This is a genomic window from Leclercia sp. UBA5958 (genome assembly GCF_002430365.1).
Taxonomy (GTDB): domain Bacteria; phylum Pseudomonadota; class Gammaproteobacteria; order Enterobacterales; family Enterobacteriaceae; genus Enterobacter; species Enterobacter pneumoniae.
Genome location: NZ_DJCE01000008.1, coordinates 326,599 through 344,043, shown reverse-complemented (window position 1 = coordinate 344,043; position 17,445 = coordinate 326,599). Strand labels below are relative to the sequence as shown.

General features: G+C 52.0%; 17 protein-coding genes. 11 read left to right on the top strand and 6 right to left on the bottom strand.

The annotated features are described in order from the left end of the window. Positions 1-136 precede the first annotated feature (136 nt). On the bottom strand, positions 137-475 hold the full coding sequence (gene yecR / locus B2Q93_RS14750; protein ID WP_040075065.1) for a YecR family lipoprotein: 339 nt from the start codon (positions 473-475) through the stop codon (positions 137-139). Between the two features lie 97 nt (positions 476-572). Further along, positions 573-2,750: an HD domain-containing phosphohydrolase gene (locus B2Q93_RS14745; RefSeq protein WP_286933610.1), complete on the bottom strand. Its 2,178-nt coding sequence runs from the start codon at positions 2,748-2,750 to the stop codon at positions 573-575. 249 nt (positions 2,751-2,999) lie between these two features. On the opposite strand from B2Q93_RS14745, the gene B2Q93_RS14740 reads away from it, so the two are divergent. Next, positions 3,000-3,638 (top strand): RpiB/LacA/LacB family sugar-phosphate isomerase, encoded by a 639-nt coding sequence (locus B2Q93_RS14740; RefSeq protein WP_046885073.1) that lies wholly within the window; start codon positions 3,000-3,002, stop codon positions 3,636-3,638. A gap of 41 nt (positions 3,639-3,679) precedes the next feature. Here B2Q93_RS14740 and B2Q93_RS14735 read toward each other — a convergent pair whose 3' ends face one another. Then, complete coding sequence (locus B2Q93_RS14735; RefSeq protein ID WP_286933609.1) at positions 3,680-5,101, bottom strand: MFS transporter; 1,422 nt, start codon at positions 5,099-5,101, stop codon at positions 3,680-3,682. Between the two features lie 85 nt (positions 5,102-5,186). On the opposite strand from B2Q93_RS14735, the gene azuC reads away from it, so the two are divergent. Together azuC and B2Q93_RS14730 are read left to right on the top strand one after the other, a co-directional pair. Beyond that, positions 5,187-5,396 carry a stress response protein AzuC gene (gene azuC, locus B2Q93_RS21280; RefSeq protein WP_414672036.1) on the top strand — a complete coding sequence of 70 codons (210 nt, stop codon included), beginning with the start codon at positions 5,187-5,189 and terminating at the stop codon, positions 5,394-5,396. A gap of 108 nt (positions 5,397-5,504) precedes the next feature. Beyond that, entirely contained in the window at positions 5,505-5,756 is a 252-nt protein-coding gene (locus B2Q93_RS14730) for a DUF2766 family protein (RefSeq protein ID WP_046885075.1), read from the top strand. Between the two features lie 78 nt (positions 5,757-5,834). Here the strand turns inward: B2Q93_RS14730 and B2Q93_RS14725 are convergent, their stop codons facing one another. Next, entirely contained in the window at positions 5,835-7,178 is a 1,344-nt protein-coding gene (locus tag B2Q93_RS14725) for an anaerobic C4-dicarboxylate transporter (protein ID WP_286933608.1), read from the bottom strand. 167 nt (positions 7,179-7,345) lie between these two features. Further along, positions 7,346-7,849 (bottom strand): non-heme ferritin-like protein, encoded by a 504-nt coding sequence (locus tag B2Q93_RS14720; protein WP_040075070.1) that lies wholly within the window; start codon positions 7,847-7,849, stop codon positions 7,346-7,348. A gap of 536 nt (positions 7,850-8,385) precedes the next feature. On the opposite strand from B2Q93_RS14720, the gene B2Q93_RS14715 reads away from it, so the two are divergent. The 6 genes from B2Q93_RS14715 to otsA all read left to right on the top strand — a co-directional run bounded on the left by B2Q93_RS14715 (position 8,386) and on the right by otsA (position 15,207). Further along, on the top strand, positions 8,386-8,943 hold the full coding sequence (locus B2Q93_RS14715; protein ID WP_212475586.1) for a DJ-1/PfpI family protein: 558 nt from the start codon (positions 8,386-8,388) through the stop codon (positions 8,941-8,943). Between the two features lie 316 nt (positions 8,944-9,259). After that, positions 9,260-10,249, top strand: a complete 990-nt coding sequence (gene araF, locus B2Q93_RS14710; protein WP_046885078.1) for an arabinose ABC transporter substrate-binding protein AraF — start codon at positions 9,260-9,262, stop codon at positions 10,247-10,249. A 69-nt stretch (positions 10,250-10,318) separates the two neighbouring features. Beyond that, a complete protein-coding gene (araG, locus tag B2Q93_RS14705; RefSeq protein ID WP_212475588.1) occupies positions 10,319-11,833 on the top strand; it encodes an L-arabinose ABC transporter ATP-binding protein AraG in 1,515 nt (504 codons plus the stop codon). Between the two features lie 14 nt (positions 11,834-11,847). Further along, the gene (araH, locus tag B2Q93_RS14700; protein ID WP_040075074.1) at positions 11,848-12,828 is read left to right on the top strand and encodes an arabinose ABC transporter permease AraH; all 981 of its coding nucleotides are present in this window, start codon (positions 11,848-11,850) and stop codon (positions 12,826-12,828) included. Between the two features lie 173 nt (positions 12,829-13,001). Next, entirely contained in the window at positions 13,002-13,808 is an 807-nt protein-coding gene (gene otsB, locus B2Q93_RS14695) for a trehalose-phosphatase (RefSeq protein WP_207291986.1), read from the top strand. Further along, positions 13,783-15,207 carry an alpha,alpha-trehalose-phosphate synthase gene (otsA, locus tag B2Q93_RS14690; RefSeq protein WP_046885081.1) on the top strand — a complete coding sequence of 475 codons (1,425 nt, stop codon included), beginning with the start codon at positions 13,783-13,785 and terminating at the stop codon, positions 15,205-15,207. The genes otsB and otsA overlap by 26 nt, the downstream gene beginning before the upstream one ends. A 19-nt stretch (positions 15,208-15,226) precedes the next feature. On the opposite strand, the gene uspC is transcribed toward otsA, so the two are convergent. Beyond that, positions 15,227-15,655: a universal stress protein UspC gene (gene uspC / locus B2Q93_RS14685; protein WP_046885082.1), complete on the bottom strand. Its 429-nt coding sequence runs from the start codon at positions 15,653-15,655 to the stop codon at positions 15,227-15,229. Positions 15,656-16,447: 792 nt separating this feature from the next. Between uspC and flhD the strand changes: the two genes are divergently transcribed. Together flhD and flhC are read left to right on the top strand one after the other, a co-directional pair. After that, the gene (flhD, locus tag B2Q93_RS14680) at positions 16,448-16,798 is read left to right on the top strand and encodes a flagellar transcriptional regulator FlhD (RefSeq protein WP_040075078.1); all 351 of its coding nucleotides are present in this window, start codon (positions 16,448-16,450) and stop codon (positions 16,796-16,798) included. A gap of 2 nt (positions 16,799-16,800) precedes the next feature. Further along, entirely contained in the window at positions 16,801-17,379 is a 579-nt protein-coding gene (gene flhC / locus B2Q93_RS14675) for a flagellar transcriptional regulator FlhC (protein WP_040075079.1), read from the top strand. Positions 17,380-17,445 lie beyond the last annotated feature (66 nt).

Below are 17,445 nucleotides of genomic sequence, written 5' to 3'. Positions count from 1 at the left end.
AGTTAAAATAAATAATTAAATGATCATAATACGAATGGGAATAACACGCATTGAGGCTTATTAAATTATATTAATGAGAATTATTCTGTTTCGTGTTTAATAGAAATATTGCCAGCCGGGTAAACTGGCAATCAGATTAATAATAAGCGGGGGCCGTCACCGGATTTGGGGCAAAGCCCTGACACTGATACTGAATGGTCACCGTTTCGTTCAGGCACAGCGAGCCGCTAATCACGCTACAGGTTTTAACCGGCTGTCCGTAGGCCATGGCCGTGTTGTAGCCCATCGCCTGGCATTCGCGGGTGGCGGTGCCGTTTGTCACATAAGCGTCGTAGCGGGCATTTTGCAGTGCGGCCTGACCGTAATTCATCCAGACGAGGCCCTGCGGCACATCGACGCGACTCACTTCCGCCTGCCGGGTTACGCTACATCCCGTCAGCAATAAGAGCAGGGCACTAAGGCATACTTTCTTCATGGAACACTCTGCATGAGGTGAAATAGCTTATCCTACCGTGACCCTGCGCGCGCAATGGCCTGAATAGCCGGGGTTTATCCCCTTTCTTTACTGATAGTTAATCGGCCATGCTGTCGAAGATGGCCTGAAACGCCAGATGGTGACGGCGAAACAACTGAACCAGCATGGGATCGAAATGGCGTCCGTTGCCTGCGAGGATCACCTCGCAGGCCTCTTCATGGCTGAAGGCGGGCTTATAAATCCGCTTCTGACGAAGGGCGTCGTAGACGTCCGCCAGCGCCAGAATACGCGCCTCTACTGGAATCTCCTCGCCGCGTAGCCCCTGCGGATAGCCACTGCCATCCCACTTCTCATGATGGAAGTGGATCATGTTTTCTGCCACGGGCCCCAGTCCCAGCCCCTGAATAACGCGCCAACCCTTCAGCACGTGCAGTTTCATTTCGCTGAACTCTTCCGGGGTGAGTTTGCCCTGTTTACGCAGAATACGATCGGGCACCGCAATTTTGCCGACGTCGTGGAGTGAGGCGAAGTGTTCGATATCGTGAACAGTACGACGGGGCAGGCCCAGTTCACGAGCCATCATCCCGCAATATTTCGCCACCCGCTGAATATGGCTGCCGGTTTCGTCATCGTGTGCGCGGTTGACCTTCTCCAGCGCCTGCACGATATTGCGATTGACCAGCCGGTTTTTCTGCATGTGCCGCCACATCATCACCAGCATTCCGAGGCTGAATAGCGAGGCGATAAGCAGTATTACGCTGATCATCTTCCAGCTGTTTTTCGTCAGCTCCGGTAAGGTATCCGGTTTTTCCTGCCGTTCGAGCTGCGTGCGGAAACTGGAGAGCCGCTGCACCTGGCTCAGCAGATTATGCAGCGGATGGTCGGGGGCGACCCAGGGACCGATCTCGAACTCTGACCGGGTTACCCCTGCCACTTTGAGCACGCCGCGGAACAGTTCATTTCCGCGAAGGGCGGCTTCCAGCGTACTGAGGTCGCCGAGAATATAATCTATCTCTTTATCTTCTATGGCAGCGATCAACTGGTCGACAGAGGCGCGGTTAACGATCGTCACGTCCTCGCCGAAGCGACGTTGCAGATAGGTTTGAGCAAAGGAGCCCGTGAGTACCCCGATACGCTGGTTACGGATACTCTCTTCATCCCACAAAAAGGGGTGGCCGATAAGATTGTAATACGCATTGTGCCAGGGAATGGTGGGCCCAATCTGCCCCTGGGTGAGGTTATCACCTTTCGACTCAGCGATATTGAGTAGCCGCACCGGCCACTGCTGCTTTCGCAGGGCAGTTGCGTAATCATCGATAAACTGCACGTCCACTTTCATCCCGAGCAGTTCGCGCATGTCGTTGATCATATTGAGGGCGATGCCATGATAACCCTGACCCTCTCTCCAGATCACCGGGGCGTAGTTCTCATTTTTGGGCAGCCAGACCTGTAAATGATGCTGCTGTAACCAGTCGCGCTTGGCCTCAGACAGCGTGATACGGCTCAGGAGATAATCGCGCTTACTCTCTTCGAGCAGGTGGCGCATCTTTCCGCTACGAAACCATTCGCTAATTAACGTGTTGACCTGCTCCCGTAACGGGCGCAGATCGGGGCTGAAGGTCATGACTACCGGAATTCGAAGTTCGGGGAAGGGGCGGGAGATAACATAATAGCGGGCCGTATTCTCCATTTCGCTGGCGTCGTTAATGTAGAAATCGGCTTTATTCTCGCTCAACAGTCGAAACGCTTCATCGCTGCTGGCCACCTCGCGCAGAGAGCGGAAGGTGAGATCGGGGTAGCGCTGTTTCACGCTTGCGAGGGTAGCGTCGTTTTCGCGAAACAGGACGCGAGCATGGCGTAACGGCTCCAGCGTACTAATCTGCTGTGTCTGGCTGGCGGCTACCACTTCATTATCAAATAGCCGGGAGGAGAGGAGTTTAGTTCGGGCTCGCTGTTCTGTGCGCAAGACGCCCACATAGACTCCATAAGCGTCGGTATTAAAACGCTGGCCAATTTCACTGCCGGAAATCGGACGCAGTTGCAGATTGAGGTTAAAGCGTTGATTAAGGGCTGAAACGAGTATGGGATAAAACCCGCGCGCCTCACCCTGCGGCGTGTGCCAGAATTCGAAGCTGTCCGCATTGTAGATCCAGACCGGCACTGCGTCAGCGGCAGGCTCTGAGCTGGCAAGTAGCCAGGGGGTCCATAATGTCGTCATAAACAGGATGGCGACACGCAAAGCGGTGAAACGAAGCGTCGGGCGGCGCAAATTCACAGTTAAACCTCGAACTGATGGTTTGTCGTCTTTTTCTTGCAGTCTAGTCAAAAGAAGAGCAGGGCGACTAAGCTTTTTTTCAGGTTGTGAATCCATGCAGCAAAACGGTTAAAGGACGAAACTGTGAGCCCATCTTTATTTTTTAAAACTATTTTTCAGTTAATTTGAAAGTATGTTTGCTAAGTAGTAAGGTTGAAAAGGTTAGCTATTCACCGCGGGAAAGCCCGCCACGCATTCAGGAGATGAAGAATGAAAATTGCACTGATGATGGAAAACAGCCAGGCGAGCAAAAACGCCATCATCCTCAATGAATTAAACGCCGTTGCCGATGAGAAAGGTTTCCCGGTGTTTAACGTCGGCATGAGCGATGAGCAAGATCACCATCTGACCTATATTCACCTCGGTATCATGGCGAGCATCCTGCTCAACTCCAAAGCAGTTGATTTTGTTATCGCCGGCTGCGGCACTGGCCAGGGTGCACTGATGTCCCTGAACATCCATCCGGGGGTGAACTGCGGCTACTGCATCGATCCGGCAGATGCGTTCCTGTTTGCACAGATTAACAACGGTAACGCGCTGGCGCTGCCTTTTGCGAAAGGCTTCGGCTGGGGTGCAGAGCTGAACGTGCGCTTTATCTTTGAAAAAGCCTTCACGGGGCGTAAAGGCGAAGGCTATCCACCAGAGCGTAAAGAGCCGCAGGTGCGTAATGCCGGCATTCTTAACCAGGTGAAAGCGGCGGTGGTCAAAGATAACTATCTCGACACGCTGCGCGCCATCGATCCGGAACTGGTGAAAACCGCAGTAACGGGTCAGCGCTTCCAGCAGTGCTTCTTTGAAAACTGCCAGGATAAAGAGATCGAAGCCTTTGTTCGCGGTATTGTTGGCTAATTTGTAGGTAGTAATAAAAAGCCAGCAGCAGCTGGCTTTTTTTATGCCTGCTTACCCGAGACGGCGCTACCGGCGTTTTTCGTCAGCCGCAGCGTATCGAACATGCCTGCCAGGCAGATCAGCGCAATCACCACAAACGCCAGCCGGAAGCTAATGCCGGGCAGCGCGTTAATCTCCAGCATCTCGCTAAAAAGCTCACCAATGCGGATCCCGATTGCGCCAAGCGTGATGCCCAGCCCCACGGCCAGTTGGGTAGCGGTCGAGAAGAGGGTGTTGGCATAGCTCATTTGTGGTGAAGGGACATCTGCAAAAGCGAGGGTGCTAATTGCGGTAAACTGCACTGAACGAAACACGCCGCCGAGATAGAGAATCAGCATAATAAGCCAGACGGGCGTCTCGGGGGTCAACAAGGCACAGGCTAACAGCGCCAGGACGTTCAGCGTCCCGTTGATGAGCAGCAATTTTTTGAATCCCAGCGTGCGAATCAGCGGCGTGGTTGCCGGTTTGATGGTCAGGTTACCGACAAATACCGCCAGCACCAACAGCCCTGAGTGAAACGCATCCATTCCAAACCCCACCTGAAACAGCAGCGGCAGCAGAAACGGCACCGCGCTGATAGAGGCGCGGAATAATGAGCCACCGTACATTGTGACGCGAAACGTCGGCACCTGCATGGCATCGAGGCGGATCATGGGCCATGGTGCCCGCAGGAAGTGGCGCAGAGCCCAGACCAGCGTGACGGTGCCGAGTGCCAGCAAACCCAGGGTCAACCCCAGGTCTATCTGCCCGACACCCAGCGACTCCATGGCATAGACCAGGCTTACCATCGCAATGGCGGTGGCGATGAAGCCTGGCGTGTCAAACGGACGGCGGGCCTCCTCGCGGATATCGGGAATAATGCGCAGGGCCAGGGCGATAGCTATCAAGCCCAGCGGCACATTGATAAAGAAGATCCAGCGCCAGTTGGCATAGCTGGTAATAAAGCCTCCGAGCGGAGGTCCGATAATGGGGGCCACCAGCGCAGGCCAGGTGAGGGTGGCGATAGCGGTAATGAGCTGATGTTTTGGCGTAGTGCGCAGTACGGCCAGTCGCCCGACCGGTACCATCAAGGCGCCGCCCATCCCCTGCAAAATACGCATGGCGACAAATTGATCGACGCTATTGGCCAGCCCGCAAAATACCGAGGCAAGGGTGAAAATGGCTAACGCAAGCGCAAAGACTTTGCGTGCGCCAAAGCGGTCTGCAATCCAGCCGCTGGCCGGAATGAGCACGGCCAGGGTAATCAGATAGGCGCTAATGCCAATGTTAAGATCGACCGCCTGAACGCCAAAGCTTTTAGCCATATCAGGAAGCGCCGTGGCGATCACGGTGCCATCGAGAAACTCCATAAAGAAGGCGCCGGCAACCAACAGCGCGGCGGGCGAGAGCCCACCGGAGGCTTTACCGGTATTGTTTTCTGCCATTAGTCCTCTGCCACTAAAAAAATTTTAAATTTTACTGAGATTTGTTTAATTTTAATCTCATGTTTTTGCTTATATTTTTGGTCAAATGCGCCATTTATCTGGCATTTGCATGAGTGATGGGTATCACAAAACCATTGATTTTTGTGATGCAGGTCATATTATAAGCGCATCAACCAAAACACCTGCACATAAAAACAACCGGAGCATACCGATGAAACTGCGCGCAACCCTGAAGAGCATGTGGGAAACCTACTGCAAAACCTTCAAAGACGTCCCGCCTGGCGCGATGTTCTGATAAAAAAACCTGCTGCGGCAGGTTTTTTTATGCCCGAAAACGGCATCCGGGAAGGTGCAAGGGCAGGAGTTTTGCTACTATGGCCGCCTTTCAATAAGGAGAAGCCAAATGTCTCAAAACCTGAGTGCCGATCAGGAGCTGGTCTCTGACGTGGTCGCCTGCCAACTGGTCATTAAACAGATTCTGGACGTGCTTGACGTCATTGCCCCGGTCGAAGTTCGCGAGAAGATGACCACCCAGCTCAAAAACATCGATTTTAGCAGCCATCCTGCCGCCGCCGACCCGGTCACCCTGCGCGCCATCCAGAAAGCCATTGCGTTGATTGAGCTTAAGTTCACTCCGCAGGGCGAATCCCATTAAAATAAACCGATGTTTTGAATTTAGAAACGTTTTTGTGAAGTTTTTAAACGGGCGGCAGCGCGCCGCCCGGAAAGGTTTTTAGAAGAACAACTGCACCAGCATGTAACTAACCGCGCAGGCGCAGCCTACCCCAATCAGCCCCGGTAAGATAAAGCTGTGGTTGATGATTAATCTGCCAATCCGCGTGGTGCCGGAACGGTCAAAGCCGATACAGGCGAGGTCGCTGGGGTAGGTAGGCAGGACAAAATAGCCGTACGAAGCGGGGAAGAAAGCAATCAGCATTTTGGGATCGATGCCCAGCATAAGCCCCATCGGCGCGACGGCGGTTAAGGCTGCCGCCTGGCTGTTCACCAGCTTTGAGACTAAAAACAGCACGAGGGCGTAGGTCCAGGGATGGTTCTTCACTACCCCCTCCAGGGCCATTTTTAACTCTTCCAGATGGGCCTGGAAAAAGGTATCGCTCATCCACGCCACGCCAAATACCGAGAAGATGGCCACCATACCCGCTTTAAAGACCGCGCCATTGGAAATGGATGAGGGATTAACCTTGCAGACCACCAGCATTACCGCACCGGCTATCAGCATCATCATCTGAATGACCAGGTTCATTGAGAGCGGGGTCAGCTTGCCTTTCACCTCAAATGCCGGCCGTAAATCAGGTAACGCCCCCAGCAGAACCACCAGCGCAATAGCGGCAAAGAATATCCACGTTGACCACCAGGCGTGTTTTTGAAATTGCTGGTTAAGCAGGGTCTCAGTGCTACCGTAAATAAACTTTCGTTGCTCAGGATCGCTGATTCGCTTCTGAAACGCTTCATCATCTGCCAGATCTTTGCCCCGGCGCAGGCTCCAGAGCGCCGCTATCGCCACACCCGCTAACGACGCGGGTACTGACACGGCCAGAATCTGCAGAATGCCCCACGCCTGACCGCCCCCGTGATGCTGGGCAAGGATAGAGATCAATGACACCACCGCCACAGAGACTGGCGATGCGGTGATCGCCATCTGCGAAGCAATAGAGGCCACGGCCATCGGGCGCTCGGGGCGAATCCCTTTTTTCAGCGCGATGTCGGCGATAATAGGAAACATGGTGTAAACCACATGCCCCGTGCCGCAGAGAAAGGTCAGCATCCAGGTGGTAAAAGGGGCCAGCAGGGTAATGTGCTGAGGATGTCGGCGCAGCAGCCGTTCCGCAAACTGCATCATCACATTTAACCCGCCTGCGGTTTGCAGTGTGGCCGCACAGCCGATCACCGCCAGGATGGTGAGCATCACATCGACCGGGGGTTTACCGGGCTGCAGGCCAAAGATAAAGCAGAGAATAAACAGCCCAATGCCGCTTATCAGGCCAAGCCCCATACCGCCAAACCGCGTACCTGCCAGCAGGCAAAGGATAATGACCAGAAATTCCATCGTAATCATGAACGCCCTCATCAATGTAAACAGATTTTGCCAAATCATTACATGATGTGCGGGTATTCATTGCGAGCGGGATCGGATTTATTAAAAGTTAATAAAAGCAATGCGTTAGTAACTTTTGCGTAACATAAAAAAGCCCGGCGGAGCCGGGCGTTTAAGCAACAGGAGGTTTAATGGTGCTGATGGCTGACAATATTCAGGAGATGTCGGTCGGTCTGTTCCTGACATAAGCCCGCCTGGCGGGCATTCTTCACTTCGTCGAGTACCGCTTTTAATAACAGGCCATCTTGCTGCTGTTCTTGTTTAATTTCCTGCAGGAAATTGAGCGTGCTGCTATCTTTCAGCGCTCTGGCATCCTGCGTTAATTCCGCAAGGTTATGATGGCGCTGTTCATAATCTTCAAGCGTTCGTTGAAAGAGTGCTTCCAGCGTGGAGTAATCTTCGTCGCACAAATCAATGGCTTCAAGAACCGGCATGGCGCCAGAGGCTTTTATAAAGTCAAATACCCGCATCATCTGCGTAACGTTGCTCTGCGCCTGGGTACGCAAAAATGTTGCTGTACCATTCAGACTGTTGTGTGAGCACCATTCACTGAGGCGGAGATAAAGATTAGAAGCGTAATACTCCCGATTCATCTGGGTGTTAAGTTTCTTCATCATGACCTGAACAACCATAATAACTTCCTTTTATTTGGGGGTCTTGAACGGGGTAAATTTCACCTCGAAGGGCTTATAAATATAGTTGCTCTTCAGAAGATGAAAGATGAGAAATATTCATTAAGTGCACTTAACACAAATTATAATACCCCTGGCGCTTTTATAAGAAAATCCTTATAAATATATTCTTACCGTTCATTACTCTTAATTTATAAAACTTAACGCAGGGAAGATATTGACAATTTAGTTGGTAGTTATGTTTCTTATAACATGTTGATATATAAAATTTATTTCCATTTATTGATCTGGATGGGTCTTTATCAATCCCCCCTGTTTTTATGCGCTTGAGAAAAATGATCCAAACAATAAAAACCAGTGTCCCTGTCTCAGTTCACACGCGCTGATTATTTATTCAGCACAACGACGGCTAAGCGCCATCTTCAAAAGCCTTTCCCCTGCTTTAGCCCGTTCTGTGATCCATCATGAGGTTTGCTGGCAAAACTTCTGTAAAAATGAAACATTGTTTTATCTTTTGTTGGATACGGGAGTGGTTTATGGCAAAGGTGGCGGTGCTGTTGGCACCCGGTTTTGAAGAAGCAGAAGCGATTATTACCATTGATATCCTGCGTCGCATGCACATTGAGGTCGAGACGCTGGCGTGCGCTGAGTCGCGTGCGGTAGTGAGTTACCATAATATTCCCATGGTGGCAGACAGCACCCTGAGCGAAAAGCGCGAGACCCGCTACGATGCCGTTGTCCTGCCCGGCGGGCCGCAGGGCAGTGTCAATCTGGCCGCCAGCGAAGAGGTGGTGCGCTTTGTGGCGGCACACGATGAGATGGGTAAATACATCTGCCCCATCTGCTCAGCGGCGGCACGTGTACTGGGCGGCAATGGTTTATTAAAAGGGCGCCGCTATGTCTGTTCAGGCGATCTTTGGCAGGACGTAAAAGATGGCGTCTATATTGATGCCCCGGTTGTAGAAGATGGCCACCTTCTTAGCGGCAAAGGATTAGGACATGCGTTCGATTTTGCCCTGACGCTGGCGGCGCGTCTTTTAAAAGACGAAGCTCCGGTACGCGATCACGCCGACCATATCTATTACGCCTGGTAATTTTTCTTACGGGCGCTATGGCGCCCATTTCACAAGGATATCATAGCTGAAGTTATGGATTATCCTGCTTACCCCCTCTTGATTTGTCTGACAAACCCCCCTTTTTTTATGTCATTTTTCGCTGAATTTATGTACGCAATTACTGTAATTCTGCCGTGTGATGGCGCTCTCTTATGGATGATTAATTTCCCGCTAAAACTATCTCAAGCAAACGCGCTTTAATCCCTTCTAGCGCTAATGCCTTGTTTTAAGTCCGATAAAATTAAATTTGAATACGTTTTCCCTACAGAAAAGAACATTAAAGCTGGAGTTTACCATGCACAAATTTACTAAAGCGCTGGCGGCCATTGGTCTGGCCGCGGTTATGTCACAATCCGCTATGGCAGAGAATCTGAAGCTCGGTTTTCTGGTGAAACAACCAGAGGAGCCCTGGTTCCAGACGGAATGGAAATTTGCTGACAAAGCCGGCAAGGATTTAGGTTTCGAGGTGATCAAAATTGCCGTGCCGGACGGTGAGAAAACATTGAACGCCATCGATAGCCTGGCGGCCAGCGGCGCGAAAGGGTTTGTCATCTGTACTCCGGATCCCAAACTGGGCTCGGCCATCATGGCGAAAGCGCGCGGCTACGACATGAAAGTGATCGCGGTTGATGACCAGTTCGTCAACGCCAAAGGTCAACCGATGGAGACCGTACCGCTGGTGATGATGGCCGCCACCAAAATCGGTGAGCGTCAGGGGCAAGAGTTATACAAAGAGATGCAAAAGCGCGGCTGGGACGTGAAAGAGACCGGCGTAATGGCGATTACTGCAGATGAGTTGGATACGGCGCGTCGTCGTACTACAGGCTCCATGGATGCGCTGAAGGCTGCAGGCTTCCCGGAAAAACAGATCTTCAAAGTGCCAACCAAATCTAACGATATCCCAGGGGCATTCGATGCCGCGAACTCCATGCTGGTACAGCACCCTGAAGTGAAGCATTGGCTGGTGTTAGGGATGAACGATAACACCGTGCTGGGTGGCGTGCGTGCAACAGAAGGTCAGGGCTTTAAAGCCGCAGACGTTATCGGTATCGGTATCAATGGCGTGGATGCGGTGAGCGAACTGTCAAAAGCGAAGGCGACCGGCTTCTACGGTTCTCTGCTGCCAAGCCCGGACGTGCATGGCTATAAATCCAGCGAAATGCTCTATAACTGGGTGACCAAAGACGCAGAGCCGGCGAAGTTTACCGAAGTGACCGACGTGGTGCTGATCACCCGCGACAACTTCAAAGCAGAGCTGGAGAAAAAAGGGCTGGGCGGTAAATAAGTTATTGTGATTGCGCCCTCTGCGCTGTGCAGAGGGCCAGACGTTCACTACTCGATCTTCGGAGACGTTATGCAACAGTCTGAACCCTATCTCTCATTTCGCGGCATCGGCAAAACCTTCCCCGGTGTTAATGCCCTTACCGATATCAGCTTCGATTGCTATGCCGGTCAGGTTCATGCCCTGATGGGGGAGAACGGCGCCGGAAAATCTACCCTGCTGAAAATTCTCAGCGGTAACTACGCCCCGACCACGGGCAGCCTGGCCCTGAAAGGGGAGCAGGTCTCGTTTGCTGACACCACCGCCGCGCTGAATGCCGGGGTGGCGATTATTTATCAGGAACTGCATCTGGTGCCGGAGATGACGGTCGCCGAGAACATTTATCTCGGCCAGTTGCCCCATAAAGGCGGTTTTGTGAACCGCTCCCTGCTCAATTACGAAGCCGGTTTGCAGCTTAAGCATCTCGGCCTGGATATTGATCCGCAGACGCCGCTTAAGTATCTCTCCATTGGCCAGTGGCAGATGGTTGAAATCGCCAAGGCGCTGGCGCGAAATGCCAAAGTCATCGCCTTTGATGAACCGACCAGTTCGCTCTCGGCGCGCGAAATCGACAATCTCTTCCGCGTGATTCGCGAGCTGCGCAAAGAGGGGCGCGTCATTTTATATGTCTCCCACCGTATGGAAGAGATTTTTGCCCTCAGCGATGCCATCACCGTCTTTAAAGATGGCCGCTATGTGCGCACCTTCTCTGATATGCAGCAGGTCAATCATGATCAGCTGGTGCAGGCGATGGTGGGCCGCGACCTGGGGGATATCTATCACTGGGAGCCGCGTCAGTATGGCGGTGAATTGCTGCGTCTGGAGGAGGTTAAAGCCCCTGGCGTACGCAAGCCCATTAGCCTGACGGTGCGCAGCGGCGAAATCGTCGGTCTGTTTGGCCTGGTGGGAGCAGGGCGCAGTGAATTAATGAAAGGGCTGTTTGGTGGAACGCGGATCACCGAAGGGCAAGTCTACATCGACGGGCAGCGGATCGATATTCAGAAGCCTGCTCACGCCATTCGTGCGGGGATGATGCTCTGCCCCGAAGATCGTAAAGCCGAGGGGATCATCCCGGTGCATTCAGTGCGCGATAACATCAATATCTCCGCGCGCCGTAAAACCATCCGCGCCGGCTGCCTGATTAACGATAGCTGGGAGGTGAGCAATGCCGACCACCACATTCGTTCTCTGAATATCAAAACGCCGGGTGCCGAACAGCTGATTATGAACCTCTCTGGCGGTAACCAGCAGAAGGCGATTCTTGGGCGCTGGCTGTCGGAAGAGATGAAAGTGATCTTGCTGGATGAACCGACCCGCGGCATTGACGTTGGGGCGAAACATGAAATCTACAACGTGATTTACGCGCTGGCAAAACGCGGAGTGGCGGTGCTCTTCGCCTCCAGCGATCTGCCGGAAGTACTGGGGGTTGCCGACCGCGTAGTGGTGATGCGGGAAGGTGAAATCGCCGGTGAATTACTTCATGAACAGGCGAATGAACAGCAGGCGTTAAGCCTTGCGATGCCTAAAGTTAGCCAGGCAGTCGCCTGATTAAGGAGAATATGATGTCCTCTGTCACAACTTCCGGAGCGCCAAAATCGGCCTTCAGCTTTGGGCGTATCTGGGATCAATACGGCATGCTGGTGGTCTTCGCCGTACTGTTTCTCGGCTGCGCCATTTTCGTGCCCAACTTTGCCACCTTTATCAATATGAAGGGGCTGGGGCTGGCTATCTCTATGTCCGGGATGGTCGCCTGCGGAATGCTGTTCTGTCTGGCATCCGGTGATTTTGACCTGTCGGTGGCCTCTGTCATCGCCTGCGCCGGGGTCACCACGGCGGTGGTCATCAATATGACCGAAAGTCTGTGGATTGGCGTCGCGGCCGGGTTGCTGCTGGGCGTGGCGAGTGGGCTGGTGAACGGCTTTGTCATCGCCCGCCTGAAAATCAATGCCCTTATCACGACGCTAGCCACCATGCAGATTGTGCGTGGGCTGGCCTATATCATTTCGGATGGTAAAGCGGTGGGTATCGAAGACGAGCGCTTCTTTACGCTCGGCTATGCCAACTGGTTAGGGCTGCCGGCGCCTATCTGGCTGACGGTCGGGTGCCTGATTATCTTTGGTTTCCTGCTCAACAGAACCACTTTTGGCCGTAATACCCTCGCCATTGGCGGTAATGAAGAGGCGGCGCGTCTGGCCGGGGTACCGGTTGTACGCACCAAAATCATTATCTTCGTTCTTTCGGGGCTGGTGTCGGCAGCGGCGGGTATTATCCTGGCATCGCGTATGACCAGCGGCCAGCCGATGACCTCCATCGGTTATGAGCTGATTGTCATCTCAGCCTGCGTTTTAGGCGGGGTTTCACTAAAAGGCGGCATCGGAAAAATCTCATATGTCGTGGCCGGTATCCTGATCCTCGGCACGGTGGAAAACGCGATGAACCTGTTGAATATCTCCCCGTTCTCGCAGTACGTGGTTCGCGGCCTCATCCTGCTGGCAGCGGTGATCTTCGACCGTTATAAGCAAAAAGCGAAGCGCACAGTTTAAGCAAAAATCCCCCTCTGGCGACCCAACTTTTAAGTGTAGTTGCCTATAAAACCCCCTTCCAGCCGCAGCGGGAAGGGGGTCTTCAAATGGCGAGCAGCGTCACACTGTCTATACTTACATGGCTGTAGAGATATCCGTTACTTGATATCTCATTAACTGTGAGGAGGACAAGTGTGGCAGATACGTTAACTGCACCGCCTGTGTTAGCTGGAAATTTTGCTTATTTTTTTGATCTCGACGGAACGCTGGCGACGATAAAACCACATCCGGACGAGGTTGTTGTTCCACCTGATGTCTTGCAGGCGCTTAATCAGCTTGCGCTACAAAATCAGGGGGCACTGGCATTGATATCAGGGCGTTCAATGGCCGAGCTTGATCAGCTGGCCGCACCATACCGTTTCCCGCTTGCCGGCGTACACGGGGCAGAGCGCCGCGACATCCATGATCACTCTCATATTATTTCCCTCCCGACTAGCCTGATTCAATCGCTGCATGCCGAGCTGGCCATCGCGCTTGCCGCATTGCCGGGAACCGAGCTGGAAGCGAAAGGAATGGCCTTTGCGCTGCACTATCGGCGCGCGCCGCAGTATGAGGCGGAAATCATGGCGCTGGCGTCCCGCATGGTGGAGAAAACCCCTCAGCTGTCACTTCAGCCGGGTAAATGCGTGGTGGAGTTGAAGCCAAAAGGCATCAACAAAGGTGAGGCCATCGCTGCATTTATGGCAGAACCGCCGTTTTTGGGTAAAACGCCGGTCTTTTTCGGCGATGACCTGACGGATGAGTACGGATTCAATGTGGTAAACCAGGCGGAGGGTTTATCTGTGAAGGTTGGCCCGGGTCACACCGCGGCAAAATGGCGCCTGGAGGGCGTCTCCAGCGTCTGGGAATGGGTTAAACAAGTCGCTAACCAGAAACAAGAAGAAGAAATAGCGCAAACTAACAGGAGAAATCATTATGGGTCGCTTAGTCGTAGTCTCTAACCGAATCGCACCGCCGGACGATAAAAAAGCCAGTGCGGGTGGTCTTGCTGTCGGGGTACTTGGGGCGTTAAAAGCCGCAGGCGGCCTCTGGTTTGGCTGGAGCGGAGACATAGGCAACGAGGATCAGCCGCTTAAAAAGGAGACGCGCGGGAACATCACCTGGGCATCGTTTAACCTTAGCGAGCAGGATTACGAAGAGTACTATTGTCAGTTTTCAAATGCCGTACTGTGGCCAGCGTTTCACTATCGTCTGGATCTGGTTAAGTTCCAGCGTGAGTCCTGGGAAGGGTATACCCGGGTAAATAGCATGCTGGCAGACAAACTGCTGCCGCTGGTGGAAGAGGACGACAGGCTGTGGATACATGATTATCATCTGCTGCCTTTCGCCGGTGAGCTACGCAAACGTGGCGTAAACAACCGGGTCGGTTTTTTCCTGCACATTCCTTTCCCGACCCCTGAGATTTTTAACGCGCTGCCGCCTGCAGAAGAGCTGCTGGAAGCGCTGTGTGATTATGACCTTCTGGGCTTCCAGACCGATAACGATCAGATGGCTTTCCTGGATTGTGTCGCCAGCAAAACGCGCCTGACCAGCCACGATGATGGTTCTTACAGCGCCTGGGGTAAGCGATTCCGCACCGAAGTGTATCCGATTGGTATTGAACCTGACGAGATTGCCGCCGACGCTTCCGGACCTCTGCCGCCAAAACTGGCGCAGCTGAAAAACGAACTGAAAAACGTGAAGAATATCTTCTCCGTAGAGCGTCTCGACTATTCCAAAGGGTTGCCGGAGCGTTTCCTTGCCTTTGAAACCCTGTTGGACAAGTTCCCGCAGCATCATGGCAAAATTCGTTACACCCAGATTGCCCCTACGTCCCGGGGAGAGGTGCAGGCTTATCAGGACATTCGCCATCAGCTGGAGACCGAAGCAGGGCGTATTAACGGCCGCTATGGTCAGCTGGGCTGGACCCCACTTTACTACCTCAACCAGCATTTTGATCGTAAAATTCTGATGAAAGTGTTCCGCTATGCGGAGGTCGGTCTGGTTACGCCATTGCGAGACGGGATGAATCTGGTGGCGAAAGAGTATGTCGCCGCGCAGGATCCTGCCGATCCCGGTGTGCTGGTGCTGTCACAGTTTGCCGGCGCGGCGAACGAATTGACCTCGGCGTTGATCGTCAATCCTTATGACCGCGATGATGTGGCGAATGCACTCAACCGCGCATTAACGATGCCGTTAACGGAACGTATTTCGCGTCATGCAGAAATGATGAAAATTATTAAAGAGAACGATATTGATCGCTGGCAGGCGCGTTTTATTGACGATTTAAATCAAATAACCGCCCGCAGCGTGGAGAGCAATCTCCAAAAAAAGGTCGCAACTTTTCCTAAACTGGCCTGAGGTCATACCGCCGGTGGTTTTATAAACCGCCGAGCGGTATTAACAGCACGTCGACTTTAGTGCTGCTAACAATTTTTTTAGCAGAACAGGTAGTCCGGGAAAAAAAGTTTTGATTATGATTGCCACATACCACTAAATCGACCTGCTGCTTTTCACAAATATCGAGAATATATTCGCTCAATTCACCCGTTGCAATCACTGCGCGGGTGAGAGGATATTCTGCCTGCGCGACAAGTTCATTCAAAAATGTCTGCGTTTCTTCCTGTAAAACCCCACGAATATCTTCCAGCATTGGCGCGGCCAGTTGGTTATACATTTCCGGTTCAGCCCCAAGCGTAACTACTGTAATTTTGGCCTGATAAGGGCGGGCGATGGCCACCGCTTTGGCGAGGAGATAGTGGCTTTCAGGAGAAACAGCAACAGAAACAAGCAGATGGGAGTAACGCATTGGACACTCCTTTTTAGAGCGTGAGCGGTCTATTCATCAGCTTTAGCGCGGAATGTTTTTCAGCGCAAGGGGTAGACATGTCAATTGTGTGACGCTAATCATAATTATTCATTAATTATTCTTATAGAAAGAATAATCCGTGTACTGCATAGCAAGTCAAAAAACATGCACTTAACCGAAATCATACAAATTCAATCCACATCGGCCTACCTCTTTTAAACAAAATCAACGACCCAAAAAATGGTAACGCAAGGTAATAGTTTACCTATTGACGTGCCCCATGCAGCTGTATTTAAAGAGTATTTTATTAACGTTTCTAACATAGAAATGGTTGATATGGCGTAGGGGGCGATGACGGACGCTCTCGGCAAGATGCGTGCCTGACTTATTAACACTTCTGCATGAGTATTCGTCTGTTCAGAATATATTCTTCCCTTAATCGTTCAAAAAGAGGGCAAATTAGAAGTCATACTGATGGATTTCTGCCTCAAATTCACTTAAATTATGTGACGTGGATCACATTTATTTTAAATTTCAGCGAGGGCTGCATTGTATGTGACAAACCGGACGAGTACAGTTGCGTCGAATTAGGAAAAATCTTAGTTATTTGTAAGAAATGATAAACGCGAAGAAAAGGAATCTATTTTTTCGTGTCGTTCGGACTCTATACAAACCTTAATTCAACTATGCATTTTAGCCTTTTCTTCTTTTTTACCGGGGTTTTTCCCGGCGACATCACGGGGTGCGGTTACACCGCATAAAAATATTAGTTGGTTATTCGGGATGGGAAAAATGCATACATCCGAGTTGCTAAAACACGTTTATGACATCAACTTGTCATATTTATTGCTAGCACAGCGCTTGATTAGCCAGGACAAGGCGTCCGCTATGTTCCGACTGGGTATCAACGAAGAGATGGCGACCTCTCTGGGCGGATTAACACTGCCACAGATGGTTAAATTAGCCGAGACGAATCAGCTGGTTTGCCAGTTCCGCTTCGATAATCCTCAGGCTATTACGCGTCTCACTCAAGAATCCCGTGTTGACGATCTGCAACAGGTCCATACCGGTATTTTACTCTCGACACGCCTGCTCAACGAAATCAGCCAGCCTGATGATGCGGCAAGGAAAAAAAGGGCCTGATAATGAGCGAAAAAAGCATTGTTCAGGAAGCGCGAGACATTCAGTTAGCGATGGAACTGATTACGCTTGGTGCTCGTTTGCAAATGCTGGAAAGCGAGACTCAGCTGAGCCGTGGTCGCCTTATCAAACTGTACAAAGAGTTGCGCGGTAGCCCTCCGCCGAAAGGCATGCTGCCGTTCTCAACCGACTGGTTTATGACCTGGGAGCAGAACATTCACGCTTCGATGTTCTGCAATGCCTGGCAGTATTTACTGAAGACTGGCTTATGCAGCGGCGTTGATGCCGTTATCAAAGCCTACAAACTCTATCTTGAACAGTGTCCACAGCCGGAAGAGGGGCCTTTGCTGGCACTGACGCGTGCCTGGACACTGGTGCGTTTCGTTGAAAGCGGAATGTTGGAACTCTCTCGCTGCAACTGCTGCGGCGGCAACTTTATCACCCACGCTCATCAGCCTGCAGGCAGCTTCGCCTGTAGTTTGTGCCAGCCTCCATCCCGAGCCGTAAAAAGACGTAAACTTTCCCGGGAGGCTGCCGATATTATTCCACAACTGCTGGATGAACAGATCGAACAGGCTGTTTAACCCTTACGTGTGGGCAAGATTCCAGCAGCGGTAAGTGATTACCGCTGCTTTTTTTTACCCGCCGTT

Bases quoted from the DNA above. Each gene is read 5' to 3' on its own strand.
- B2Q93_RS14715 (WP_212475586.1), top strand. From the start codon at position 8,386: ATGGCAAAGGTGGCGGTGCTGTTGGCACCCGGTTTTGAAGAAGCAGAA.
- B2Q93_RS14735 (WP_286933609.1), bottom strand. From the start codon at position 5,101: ATGGCAGAAAACAATACCGGTAAAGCCTCCGGTGGGCTCTCGCCCGCC.
- B2Q93_RS14725 (WP_286933608.1), bottom strand. From the start codon at position 7,178: ATGATTACGATGGAATTTCTGGTCATTATCCTTTGCCTGCTGGCAGGT.
- araH (WP_040075074.1), top strand. From the start codon at position 11,848: ATGTCCTCTGTCACAACTTCCGGAGCGCCAAAATCGGCCTTCAGCTTT.
- B2Q93_RS14730 (WP_046885075.1), top strand. From the start codon at position 5,505: ATGTCTCAAAACCTGAGTGCCGATCAGGAGCTGGTCTCTGACGTGGTC.
- flhD (WP_040075078.1), top strand. From the start codon at position 16,448: ATGCATACATCCGAGTTGCTAAAACACGTTTATGACATCAACTTGTCA.
- araF (WP_046885078.1), top strand. From the start codon at position 9,260: ATGCACAAATTTACTAAAGCGCTGGCGGCCATTGGTCTGGCCGCGGTT.
- otsA (WP_046885081.1), top strand. From the start codon at position 13,783: ATGGGTCGCTTAGTCGTAGTCTCTAACCGAATCGCACCGCCGGACGAT.
- araG (WP_212475588.1), top strand. From the start codon at position 10,319: ATGCAACAGTCTGAACCCTATCTCTCATTTCGCGGCATCGGCAAAACC.
- B2Q93_RS14740 (WP_046885073.1), top strand. From the start codon at position 3,000: ATGAAAATTGCACTGATGATGGAAAACAGCCAGGCGAGCAAAAACGCC.
- uspC (WP_046885082.1), bottom strand. From the start codon at position 15,655: ATGCGTTACTCCCATCTGCTTGTTTCTGTTGCTGTTTCTCCTGAAAGC.
- B2Q93_RS14720 (WP_040075070.1), bottom strand. From the start codon at position 7,849: ATGGTTGTTCAGGTCATGATGAAGAAACTTAACACCCAGATGAATCGG.
- yecR (WP_040075065.1), bottom strand. From the start codon at position 475: ATGAAGAAAGTATGCCTTAGTGCCCTGCTCTTATTGCTGACGGGATGT.
- azuC (WP_414672036.1), top strand. From the start codon at position 5,187: ATGCGCCATTTATCTGGCATTTGCATGAGTGATGGGTATCACAAAACC.
- flhC (WP_040075079.1), top strand. From the start codon at position 16,801: ATGAGCGAAAAAAGCATTGTTCAGGAAGCGCGAGACATTCAGTTAGCG.